Annotated in this window: 6 protein-coding genes; 2 read left to right on the forward strand and 4 right to left on the reverse strand. The window is 43.5% G+C overall.

Annotation, left to right across the window (positions count from 1 at the left end; all coding sequences use genetic code 11):
• The first annotated feature begins 33 nt into the window (after positions 1-33).
• On the forward strand, positions 34-3,558 hold the full coding sequence (locus GF401_12970; protein ID MBD3345967.1) for a DUF2341 domain-containing protein: 3,525 nt from the start codon (positions 34-36) through the stop codon (positions 3,556-3,558).
• On the opposite strand, the gene mutS is transcribed toward GF401_12970, so the two are convergent.
• From mutS to glmS, 4 genes are all read right to left on the reverse strand, one after another.
• Positions 3,544-6,189: a DNA mismatch repair protein MutS gene (gene mutS / locus GF401_12975; protein ID MBD3345968.1), complete on the reverse strand. Its 2,646-nt coding sequence runs from the start codon at positions 6,187-6,189 to the stop codon at positions 3,544-3,546. The genes GF401_12970 and mutS overlap by 15 nt on opposite strands.
• 66 nt (positions 6,190-6,255) lie before the next feature.
• A complete protein-coding gene (gene scpB / locus GF401_12980; GenBank protein ID MBD3345969.1) occupies positions 6,256-7,332 on the reverse strand; it encodes an SMC-Scp complex subunit ScpB in 1,077 nt (358 codons plus the stop codon).
• 52 nt (positions 7,333-7,384) lie between these two features.
• Complete coding sequence (locus tag GF401_12985; protein MBD3345970.1) at positions 7,385-8,209, reverse strand: hypothetical protein; 825 nt, start codon at positions 8,207-8,209, stop codon at positions 7,385-7,387.
• A complete protein-coding gene (gene glmS, locus GF401_12990; GenBank protein ID MBD3345971.1) occupies positions 8,158-9,990 on the reverse strand; it encodes a glutamine--fructose-6-phosphate transaminase (isomerizing) in 1,833 nt (610 codons plus the stop codon). The genes GF401_12985 and glmS overlap by 52 nt, the downstream gene beginning before the upstream one ends.
• A gap of 244 nt (positions 9,991-10,234) precedes the next feature.
• Between glmS and GF401_12995 the strand changes: the two genes are divergently transcribed.
• Entirely contained in the window at positions 10,235-12,166 is a 1,932-nt protein-coding gene (locus tag GF401_12995) for a PEGA domain-containing protein (protein ID MBD3345972.1), read from the forward strand.
• Positions 12,167-13,206: the final 1,040 nt, after the last annotated feature.

The raw sequence follows: 13,206 nt of genomic DNA on the forward strand, positions 1-13,206 counted from the left end.
AACCCTGATAAACAATTATCACAGGAACAGGTAATGCACCATAAAAGGTCAATCACAACAGCCCTGAAATTGACCGGCTTGCTTTTTTGCTCTGCCCTTACCTTCCTGTGCAGTGACGAATACAATCCCTTTTCGGATATGTCGCATGCCAAGGCCCATGTTGTTTCAAAAACATTCGGCACCTACGACGAAGGTGATTCGGTTTCTATTTTTACCTCAGAAACATTATTCATTGTTATTGCTTTAAAAGAAAAGGTCGATTCGTGTGTTGTTCATATACCAAACAGCCGCTTCGAGTCCCGCCGGGTAATACCTTCACCCCCTGCCGAAAAAGTTTCTGCGGCGCTTTATCCCGTGGCTTTTTCACTTATAGATACCGGAATATTTACAATTACCATTACCACTTGTCGCTCAAGCGGCCGGAATGTCATTGACGAACTGGTTGTCCGTGCAGCAACGCCCCTTTCACAAGATCCTGTTGACGCATATACTGGTATGCCCATTACCCTCAACACCGGATCAGTGGGAGATCCTGATGTCTGGTATCACTGGCAATTTGATTCGCTGAATCATCTCAAAATCAGCTCTCCCCATGCAAGTGTCGATACTGTTCTTCCTGTAATAACCAACCCCTCAGGCTCTGGATTTCTCTGGGTTTCTGATTTGAAAAACAGTGCAGCATCACAAAAAATCCCCTTCACCTACTCCCTGAACGATACTGTCCCTCCGATAATCCAGATACCAGCGGCGCCAAACGATACCATTACCACCGGAGATTCAATTGTCGGTATTACCGCGGTGGTTGAAGATCCCGGTGGAGGACTTATTTCGAGAGTAACCTTTAATGGAATACGATATGATAATGTGGGTAGAAATTCCTATGAAAAAACCTTTCATGACTTTACCGCTCATACCGTAGAAAATCCTTTAGCGATAAAAATCAAGGCGTCGGATTATTTCGGAAACTCCATCGAAAAAACATGTCACCTTGTTTATGATCCTTCATTACCTGCGGTAGGCGGAATGAAACTCAAATTTCTATCACCACCCAGTGATTCACAAACTACTGCCTCATCCAGAAAATTCATTATCGGCAGAGTCATTGATATCACCCGCGATTCTGTGAACGTATCACTCCGGCTCCGCCATAACCATTCACTCCACGATGATGTTCAGACAATTAAAGGTAATAAAAACCAGGAATGGCAATGGCACCTGACACTTGCAGAAGGGCTTAATAATATTACAATATCGGCACTTGATAACATTTCCAATAAAACCCATGACTCCTCTATAGTAATTTTTTATCAACCCGACGACCGGATGGATTCCGATCCTCCGGTTATAGCCGATGTCCAGGCCGATGGGAAATATGCCGATAATTCACATACCACAAAAGATTCAGTTAAGTTTAAAGTAATCGCATTCGATGATCATTCGGGTATCGAGACGGTTACAATCCATGGTAACACTATCGAACCCGATTCAAAGAATTATTACCTTTATGAAACCAGTATTGCCCTCGAAAAAAACGGCGGTAACAGTATTTCAGTGACTGCCCGGGACAGCTCGGGTCATACAAAAGAAATAAGCGTGGTCATTTTTAAAAACAATCCTCCTCAAGTTATTGATTCTCTCCATCCACCGGTACCGTTGCGTGTCGGCGACCACTATATCGATACGCTGGTCGCCACCGATCAGGACAACGATTCGATACATATTGAGGCTATCGATATACCGGAAGGCCTGATCTTTACCGACGGTATCATAGAATGGACTCCAACAAATACGAACATAGGAAATCATATCCTGAGGTTTGATATTTTTGACGGCACCGAATATGTTTCCTATGAATGCACTCTTGAGGTTGTTTCAAAAGAGAATCATCCCTGCTCTTTGTCTGTGACGCCAACCAACGGCATCCTGTTCGATAATACCCTTTCTCTCTCTGATACCCTTTCATCGGAAATTTTATTTTTTGATATCATCGATCAAGACCATTTGAATACCGAAGACTATACAATCACAATCAAATACAACAACGTTACCACAATACGATCGATCGATTCGACACGATTTACCATAACCCTCAATCCTACGGAAGCCGATCGGCAAAACGAATCACTCACAGTAATATGCTCCGATCTCTCGACGGTTCCCGACACTCTGGCCCTGAATATCAACTACGTTCCGGCTAATAACCCCTGTTCCCTTTCGGTTCGGTCGGCATTGGGTCTGCTCGATAACGATACTCTCTCTATCGATATAGGTTCAACTCCCGACACCCTGATTTATACCATCCATGATAACGATCTGACGGGTTCCGATCAGTACCACCTTACCATAAAGAGACAATCGGGGCCAGACGTTCAAACGTTTACCGATAGTCAAACAAGCAGAACCTGTAAGGTTACCCTAGAAACAGACAATTTGCAGGAATCCACCGAGACCATTACGGTAATTTGCAGCGATCGTTCCGGAATGTCCGATACGGTGACCGTTACCGTTCTTTATCATCAAGGAATACTATCGCAGAAAATCCGGCTAAATACAACAGCTTCGGGAGCCAATATCACCTCAACAATTACGTCCTTTCCGGTGCTTGTACGGCTTGACAGCAGCAATTTCGATTTTTCGGAGGCCAACAGGGACGGTACGAATATCTGGTTTATCGATGATAGCGGTGATACGCTCTATTATGCTGTTGAAATGTTCGATTCTTCGGCCCAAAAAGGTGTGCTCTGGGTTTTGGTCGATTCAATATATGGTAACGATGACAACCAGTATATGACCATGCATTACGGAAAACCTTCGCCGGTCGACTATTCACCTTCCAGTATTTTCTTATATGGCGACGGTTTTGCCGGTGTGTGGCATCTGAATGAAACAAATTCTTCGGGTGGGGCGAATCTGGAGACCCCCGATGCATCGTCGAATTCCCGTGACGGAATACTTAACGGTCTTTTAGAAGACGATAATGTCGTTGACGGTTATTGCGGAAACGCTGTTCGATTTCACGGCGGCAACGGCACCGACGGCGACTGGATCGACCTGGGTGACTACTCTGCATACCGACTCGAGGATCATACTATTTCCTTCTGGATGAATGCTGTCAACACTCCACAATCCGGTGACTGGGATTATCTCGAAAAGCTTTTCTGTAAAGGTAATCAGCAAATTGAGTTTACCTGGGGTCACATAGAACCGGAACACACGAAATCATATCAGATTCGTCTCAATTCCAATGAATGGGCCTCTGTTCGTACATCAGAAACACTTCATAGTAACACCTGGTATCTGATTCACTGCACGCTTACAAGTGGCGAATTGATGCGCCTCTATGTTAACGGGGAGCTTAAAGCGCAGACATCCATACAGGGTTTCGGCGATATCGCTTCAGGTGCATTCGCTCTGGGCGGCGACGCCTACGATAATGGTTATTATTTCAACGGCATCATTGATGAATTCCGGTTCTCAAGCGCTGTCCGCTCTTCCGAGTGGATCAGGCTGGAATACGAAAATCAGAGAAAAGACGGCTCGTTTTTAATCTTCGAGTAGTTGCTCCGGCGGAGTATCCACGGCTTTTTTTATTTCCGCAAGATGGTTCAGGGCCTCGATGGGCGTAAGATTATTGATCTCGATGGTATCCAGTTTTTTCTTTATGTTTTCCAGCTGTGGATCTTTGATTACCTGGGGGGATTGAAAGAAGAGATCGGTCTGCATGGTCGGTTCTGATGTCCGGGTTTCACCGTCATGGCGTGCCAGGGCCGGTTTATGGTCCGGAGTAAGTTCCATGCTCTCGAGATTGGCAAGTATCTCCTTGGCCCGTTTAATTACCGGTTCGGGAACGCCTGCCAGGCGAGCGACCTGAATGCCGTATGAGTGATCACAACTGCCATCTTCAACCTTTCGCACAAAAATAATCTTATCATTCCATTCTTTTACTTTCACATGCATGTTTTTGATCCGGGGAAAGAGCAAGGCCAACTCGGTAAGCTCGTGATAGTGTGTAGCGAAAAAGGTCCGGGGGCGACACTTTGGCGTTTTATGAAGATGCTCTGCCACCGCCCAGGCAATGCTGATTCCATCGAAAGTCGAAGTGCCTCTGCCGACTTCATCAAGTAATACGAGACTGCGATCGGTGGCATTGTTAAGAATATTGGCCACTTCGATCATTTCGACCAGAAAAGTACTCTGTCCACGTGCCAGCCTGTCCGAGGCCCCGACACGGGTAAAAAACTTATCGACAATGCCGATTTCAGCTTTTGCGGCGGGTACAAAAGATCCCATCTGGGCCATAATTGCTATCAGTGCATTCTGACGGAGATAGGTCGATTTTCCTGCCATATTTGGGCCGGTTATCAGAATAATTTGTGCATCTTTGCCCCCCACAATGGCATCATTGGGCACAAACTGCTCATCAATAGACATCTGTTCGATTACCGGATGACGGCATTCACGGATAATAATATTGGAATCTTCTCGAATGATCGGCCGGCAATAACCGCTGTCGGCAGCAATTTTTGCAAGAGAGGTAAACACATCGAGCATGGCAACCGCTTCTGCGGCTTTCTGGATCCTGCTGCAGTATCCCGCAATTTCGGTGCGAAGGGAAACAAAAAGCTCATATTCCAATGACGACAGCCGCTCTTCAGCCCCCAGAATCTTCTCTTCCATCTCCTTTAATTCGGGAGTAATAAACCGTTCACCGTTAACAAGTGTCTGCTTCCGAATATAAGTCTCCGGTACCAGTGATATATTTGCCTTCGACACCTCGATATAGTAGCCGAACACTTTATTGAACCCGATTTTCAGTGATGAAATACCGGTGTTTTTCCGCTCTGTTTCCTGAAGGCTGGCGATCCATTTTTTACCGTTCTGTGAGGCCTCTTTGATTTCATCGAGTTCCTGCGATACACCTTTGCGAATGATGCCTCCCTCTCGAAGGGAGAGCGGAGGATTATCCACAATGGTCTCATCTATCCGCAAGGCCAAGTCTTCAAATCCTTCCAGATTCTGGGATATTCCTCTGATAACATTGTTGGACTTTGGTGAAAGTGTTTTAACTATTTTCGGAAAGACATTCAGTGAGTTTTTCAGCGCGCTCAGATCTCTGGCATTGGCCCGTTCATAGGTGATCCTCCCGATAAGCCGTTCGATATCGAAAATCTGCTTCAGCAACAGTTCAATTTCTCCCCGAACAAAGACATCTTTTTTAAGCCATTCAACGCAATCGAGACGGTCGGATATTTCCGGCGCCTGTTTCAAAGGATGGGTAATCCACCGTTTCATCAGCCTGCCGCCCATGGCGGTACAGGTTCTGTCGAGAACTGAAATCAGGGTACCGCCTTTATCATCGGAATGGATCGGTTTAAGAAGTTCCAGATTTCGAATGGTCGAGGGATCGAGTTCCGCATACCGAGAAAGGGTGCGTGGGATCAGCGATGAAATATGACGCAAGTCATTTTTTTTCTGCTCCTTCAAATATGAAAGAAGTGCACCTGCCGCCCTGATTCCGGTTTCATAGCTTTCAAAGCCGAGCCCCTGAAGGGAAGCCACCGAAAAATGGCATTTCAGTACTTCCTCTGCATTATCACGATCAAATTTCCAGCCGTCATACCGGGTAATGACGCGTTGGGCGAATCCATTTTCCTCCGAGAGCCCTGCAAGCGGATCTTCTCCACCGTCGGCGGCAATAATTTCTGCCGGATCTACCCGTACGATTTCCTCCGATAATTTTTCCTTTTCAATTTCTTCAACGGAAAACTCTCCGGTTGACAAGTCACATATTGAGACTCCGGCCGTGCCGTCATTTACAACAATGCCCAATATATAATTATTGCTTTTTTCATCGATAAAGCTGGTTTCGGTTGCTGTTCCTGCGGAAATTATTTCTATAACATCCCGCTTAACGAGACCTTTGGCTTTTTTCGGATCTTCGGTTTGCTCACAAATGGCAATCCGGTATCCTGCTTTAACCAGACGATTTGCATACCTGTCGAGGGCATGATACGGAAAACCGGCCAGTGGGGTGGCATCGGCACCGCCATGATTCCTGCTTGTTAATGTTAAGCCAAGGATCCGGGAGGCTGTTTTCGCATCCTCATTGAACATTTCATAAAAATCGCCCATCCGGTAAAGGAGTACTGTGGTTGGATTCTGTTGCTTAATGGCAACATATTGCCGCATCATGGGGGTAAGATTCGGTTTTGTGGATGCGCTTTGCTTCATTATACCGCCGTTATGAATTTGATTTTATCCGCCGGAGTTTGAAAATCCACTTTCTGTATCCTTGCGGTTTTCCGCTTGTACATCAGAAGATTCATCACCTTCGGGATTTTGAACTTGTGAGGTATCTTCCTGTGAGCTTTGTTCCGGATTTTCAGCTCCCTCCTCCGATTCCGTTTCCATTACTTCACTATCATTGGTTTTCGTTTCGGCGGAATCATTTTCCGACGGGCTTTGCTGTCGTTCGCTCCCGGCATCATTCTTTTCTTCCGATTTATCCTCGGAAGATTCGTCGCCCCGTGAAGATTGAACCGATTCAGCGTCAGTTGAGTGATCACCGTCAGTATCAGATGATTCATTTTCCAGCCGGTCACCATTCTCTTCTCCCTGTGATTCTTCACCCTTTGGCGCTTCAGCAGTCTCATCGTTGCTTTCGTTCTCCGGTGTTTGACCTGAAGGAACTTCGTTATCGGGAATTGCCTGTATCTCTTCTTCAATATCTTCCATTTTCTTTTTGGCCATTTCTTCGAATTCTTCGATTTTTGGAAGATCATTAATCGATTTTATTCCAAAATAATCAAGGAATGTATTCGTTGTTGCATAAAAAAGAGGGCGGCCTGGCTTGTCGCTTCTTCCGGCGATAGTAACAAGATGTTTTTCGAGTATCGTTTTCATAGCACCGTCGGACAGTACCCCCCTGATTTCTTCAACTTCAGCTTTGGTGATTGGTTGCTTATAGGCAATAACGGCAAGGCATTCAAGCGCCTGGGCTGAAAGTTTTTTTGCCGGTTTTTCCTTGAACAGCTGACGGATCCAGGGTGCAAAGTAGGGAACTGTTTTGACTTGATATCCCCCGGCGACATCAACAATTTCAAAAGGATGGCGCTGTTTTTGAAGTTTATGATTTATTTCAGAAATCAATTTTCTGATCTGACGGGCATCCGGACGGCCGGGCAGAATTTCTTTAAGTTTATTCAATGAAACAGCTTCATCGGATGCAAAAACAAGCGCTTCCAAAATCTGCGCCTGTTCGGTAAGCATTTCATTGGTACTTTTATTTTTCTTTTGTTTCTTTTCCTGTGCAGTATCGGTTTCTTTACTCATTACTACGGCCTTTACTCTAATACCTTACCGTTCAATTTTGCCGGTAATCGGTTTAATCAAATTCCTTTTCGGTACGTTTAACGACATGGATTTCGCCGAATATATCTTCCTGCCTGAATGTAATTTCCTGCATTTTGACAAGCTCCAGTAGCGCCATGAACGTTACAACAAGCACAATTTTCTGCCTGCTGCTTTTAAAAAGCTCCTGGAATCGAATCTCAGGAGTATCCTGCAATATACTTAATATATGTTCGATTTGATCGTCAATACGTGCAGTTTCAACCTGAACGATATGATTGTGCTCGTCTTCTTCCTCTTCTCGATTAAGGATATTCATGAAAGCCGAAAGAAGATCATAGATGCTGACATTCCCGATAATTTTGCTTCCCTCTTCACTTTCCCGGCCAGCCTTCGGCTCATCAGATGTCCCCCGCGCAAAGGATCCAAACTGCTCTGATTCGAATACCCTGAGGGAATTCGCCGCCTCTTTGAACTTTTTATATTCAAGAAGCTGAGCGATCAACTGTTCTTTTGTATGAATTCCATCTTCTTCGGTTTCGAGATTCTCATCAATTTGCTGAGGTACCAGCTCCCGGGATTTGAGACGAAGCAGTGTGGCGGCCATGTGCAGATATTCGGCGGCAACATCAATATTGAGTTCTTTCATCAGGTCCAGATAGGAAAGGTACTGTTCCGTTACCTGTGCAACACTGATATCTGCAATCTCAACTTCAGATTTGGTAACGCAATAGAGAAGAAGATCGAGCGGGCCTTCAAAAAGGTCGAGTTTTACTTCGTATTCCTGATTCATTTCCTGATATAAACTTATTCTACTGTAACGCTCTTTGCGAGATTTCGTGGCTGGTCGATTTCGCATCCCCGAATCGCCGCGATTTGATAGGCCAGAAGCTGGAGCGGAATAACCGAAAGCAAGGGGCTGATCATCGGCAATGTTTTTGGAATATATAATACATGATCTGCATGTTTTATAATTTCTTTGTCGCCTTCGGTAGCAACGGCAATTATTTTCCCGCCGCGGGCCTTGATTTCCTGTATATTCGTTATGACTTTATCGTACACGCTGTCTTTCAGGGCTATTACCACTGAAGGCATATCTTTATCAATAAGCGCAATGGGACCATGTTTCATCTCGGCCGCAGGGTATCCTTCGGCATGAACATAGGATATCTCTTTGAGTTTCAAGGCACCCTCAAGGGCAACCGGAAAATTATATGATCTGCCCAGGTAGAGAAAATTATTGTGACGAGCATAAATTTCTGCAATCTGCTGTATTTTTTCATTTTGTTCGAGAATTCTTTCGACCTGATCGGGAACCGTCTGCAGCGCTTTTGCTATTGTCATACCATCCGCGTGTGAAATCCGTCGCATACGGCCTAAGAGAAGAGTCAGAAGTGAAATTACTGTCAACTGAGAGGTAAAGGCCTTGGTTGATGCAACACCGATTTCCGGTCCTGCATGAAGATATACGCCTCCATGAGTGTCCCGGGCAATTGATGAGCCCACTGCATTACAGATTCCCAGAACCGTAGCTCCTTTTCGCTCGGCTTCCCGAAGCGCAGCAAGCGTATCGGCTGTTTCGCCCGACTGACTTATAACAAACACAAGCGTATAGGGATCGATAATCGGATTGCGATACCGAAACTCGGAAGCATATTCGACTTCAACGGAAATTCCGGCAAATTCCTCGAGCATATATTCTCCCACAAGGGCAGCATGCCAGCTTGTTCCACAGGCAACAAAAATAATGCGGTTTATTTTCCGAAGCTCCTGAAGAACGAGATTGAGACCATCAAGCCGGGCCGTTCCGTCTTCAATTATCAATCTCCCGCGCATGGCATTACGAATCGTTTCTTTCTGCTCAAATATCTCTTTGAGCATAAAATGAGGAAAGCCGCCCTTTGCGAGTGCTTCAGCATCAAAATCAATATTCTGAATTTCATAGGATATGCGATGATTATCCAGAGTGGTCGTTTGATAATCATTGTGATTAAGGATAACCATATGATTATCTTTTAAATAAATAACCCGTTTCGTATGGCGTACAACCGCACAGGCATCAGAGGCGATAATATTTTCGTTGTTTCCGATACCCACAACAAGCGGTGAACCCCGACGCGCCCCAACAAGAACATCAGGATTATCTTTGGCAATAACGGCAATTCCAAAAGTTCCTTCAACATCCAGAAGCGCCCTTCGCACCGCACCCGGCAAATCACCGTTGGTGTAATATTTACCGATAAGATGTGCCAGAACCTCAGTGTCGGTTTCGGTTTTAAATTCTACTCCTTCACGAATAAGCTTTTCTTTCAGTATTCCATAATTTTCAACGATTCCATTATGAACAAGGGCAATCTTTTTCTTATTATCACAGTGAGGATGGGCATTTTTCTTTGACGGTCCGCCGTGAGTAGCCCAGCGGGTATGTGCTATTCCTAAATTACACTTTACCGGCATCTTCTTTTTAACAAGCTCTTTTAATATTTCGACTTTACCCTTATCTTTATAAATCAATAACTTACTTTTATCCACCATTGCCACGCCGGCGCTGTCATATCCACGATATTCGAGTGCACTTAAACCCTCGATTAAAACAGAAAATGCATCTTTCCGCCCTATATAACCGACTATTCCGCACATAGAATCTATCCTCGCATTTAAAATCTTAATTTCTTTTAATAAATTGTTATTAATATAATTTATTTATATAATTAATAAACTGTTATGATGGTTCACGATAAAGTTTTTTAAATAAAATTACATTTTAGAACGAAAAAATTAATAGATAGCACCTGATTATAGAATAGATAGTATTTTTTCATCTATGAGGCGCAAATACAGGTGATAGTTAAAACGATTCAATACACGGATAAACAATAGTACGATGAAAATACCTGCTACCATATTTGGTCTCGCCCTGCTCTGTTTTGCACAAAATGCCGCTTCAGGCAATTATACTATACCATTATTTGCAAGCCCTGAAAAGCAGAAAAGCGGATTTTCTTCAAATGAAATTATTACGACTAAGGACACAACTCCATTGCATCCACAGGATGAATTACCGGAAATTAAACCGGGCGAGGTTGTCCTCAGAAAAAAAATAAATGCGAATACTTATGCTGTTTACCATGGTATATTTACCGATAAAGCGTTCTCTCCCTCTGCAAATCTGTATTATTTCCCCTTTAAAGAAAATTGTGACCTTTCAAAACTCATTCGCTTGAAAACCTATTCCTATGATGAGAAAGATATGTCCAAAGATATCGAAGAGGTTTATTTCGATAATGAAAGGATATATATCAGAAATTCGAAGACAGCCTGCTATAATGTGAGTGGATTATGGAAATGCCTGAAAGGTACCTATGGAAAACCCGCGGGATCAATCAATCTCAGTTCGGATCCGCCAAAAGCAAAGGTGTTTATAAATGGAATCGACACAAAAAAGCAAACGCCGGTTACACTCACCGACCTCTTTGCAGGAAACTACATTATCGAACTCACTCTTCCCCACTATACCTTTGCCCGCAAGAGGGTGGTTGTGGTACCGGATACAACAATCTATGCATCTTTCGAATTCCTGTCCGAAGACGATACCGTTTATATTGCCGGTGACAGGCAATACGGGATTCTCATACTTCCACTCCTTCCGATCGATACCCCGTACTCTATCGATGAACAACCGGTAGAAACGACTCCTGTCAAATTGAACCCGGGGATTCACCATATCAGGTGGCAAGGTGGACCGTACTATTCTTCGCTGGACACAGGTATTACAATAGAAAGCGGGAAAGTGAGCTATTTTTATTTCTATCCCCAAAGACTGCATGGAACATTACATATATCCTCAAAACATACCGATGCAACGATTACTCTTAATGATTCACTGATCAAAAAAGGTGACTTCCGCCGGAATATTCCAACGGGCATGTATACCATTCATGTTGAAAAGGATGGGTATACGTCGTTTAAAAGAACTGTTTTTCTCCCTCCCGATTCATTACTGCACATAGAAGCGGATCTTAAAGAGATTTCAGACAGAGATAAGGATGGATATCCCGATACAGAAGATAAGTGCCCGGATGATTACGGTCTTTTTGACGGATGCCGGAGGCCGCGCTCAATAACCCTTGCTGCAGAAAAGATACGAGAAGTTATGGATACACTGCATAACGATAATTTAAATATTGGATTCAATGCGCTCAGTTATATTCATAAGACTGCGTCACGAAAATCAATACGTCATCTTCTGGCATTATATGATGATGGTAATCATATCATGGATAATTATCGAGGGTTAACGGCAGGAAATAATTTTTTTGCCTATTTGGGAGGTGTATATATTTCATGCGAATTTGGCCAATGGTTTTCAGGGTTGAAATATCGACGGTCTGATACTGCATCCATTGGCGATAGTAAGCAATCGTACACTGTCTCGTTTGATTCATCTACCGGAAAACTGCCAAATCTTTATCTCACAAGTACAGCACTTTCACTGGGAATTCATTTCGGCATCAAAAACGTCAATGTCTCATATTCAATAGGATATCAGTGGGAAGATCTTATCTTTACCGATGTTTTTGATGTTACATCAAACACCTTACAGGATAAACTCACTCTCGATAATGACTGGTGGTTCCATCGAATCCACAGTGCCTTCGATTTTCCGATCGAAAAATATTTCACTCCAGGAGTTTTCGCTTCCATTAAAATACCTTTCGGTAAAGCAAGAACAACGTACTGGCGTTTAATAGAATACGGTATTCAATTTAAATTCTCTCCATCACTGCAGGTGAAACCGGGAAAGCTGAAAAAATGAATGTTTTGATTTTCAAATACTTCGGTTTATGGTTGATTTCGGTGAAAACAGTAATAATCACTCTCTGTATACTGTTACTGAATTGTGGAGGCGGTTTCAATCAGGACGGATCAGAAGAAACAAAGTTGAGGAATGCGATTATCAACCCCGAAGAAGATACCCTAGGAACTACAACGCCCTCAGAATAATTTTTTAAGGATTACTTTTTTCCAGGGCGTCTTTGAAATATTATTATTTCTATCGATTGCGGTAAGCTGAATATAATACGCACCATGATCAAGCAGATTTTCATTTGAATCGCGTCCTTCCCATCTGATTGTTGATGGCGGCAGTGAAGCTCCGGTAAAAAGACGGACAACCTTTCGTGGATCATCCGGTTTTTCCGTTATAACAATAGTCCACTTTTTCAACCCAACTCCATCTTTGTTATCACTGCATGTAACCGAAATCAAGAGATAGTCGTGAACACCGTCTCCATCAGGAGTAAAAATTTCCCGAGAAAAATTCAGTGATACTTCCGGAGCAATATCGTCTTTACCATGAGTTGGATTAATGAAAAAGGAGACCATAACTTTATCGCTCTCCGATTCAAAAACATGGGAATAGCCGCCGAAAAGTCCGGCAAGTGAATTGCCGAAATAGGCGCTTACACCAACACCACCTTCTGCCGTAAAGATCGTTTGATTAAATTTATCTTTTTCAAATATGCCGCACATATACAACCTGAGAAAGGGATTTTTAAACAGCTCTTTTTGAAGCATTAAATCGATTCCATATCCGTATACTGTCGTGTCACCTGAATATTGCTTACCGAAAATATCAGTTTCAAAAAAGAGACGGGATCGGGGTATTGCTTCTCCGATCAAAGAAATGTCAAGCTTTCTGGCAAGAGTAGAAAGTGAAGTATCCGTTTTAAGGATATTCGAAAGAATTATGCTCGTTTTAAATTTGTCAGCTAAAGAATATGAAGCGGCAATATCGACGGTAACCTGTGGCTCATCGCTGATTAAAAGAAAATCGAATGTTCCTCCCCAGGAAAA

Source organism: Chitinivibrionales bacterium (assembly GCA_014728215.1).
In the GTDB taxonomy this organism is placed as follows: Bacteria; Fibrobacterota; Chitinivibrionia; order Chitinivibrionales; family WJKA01; genus WJKA01.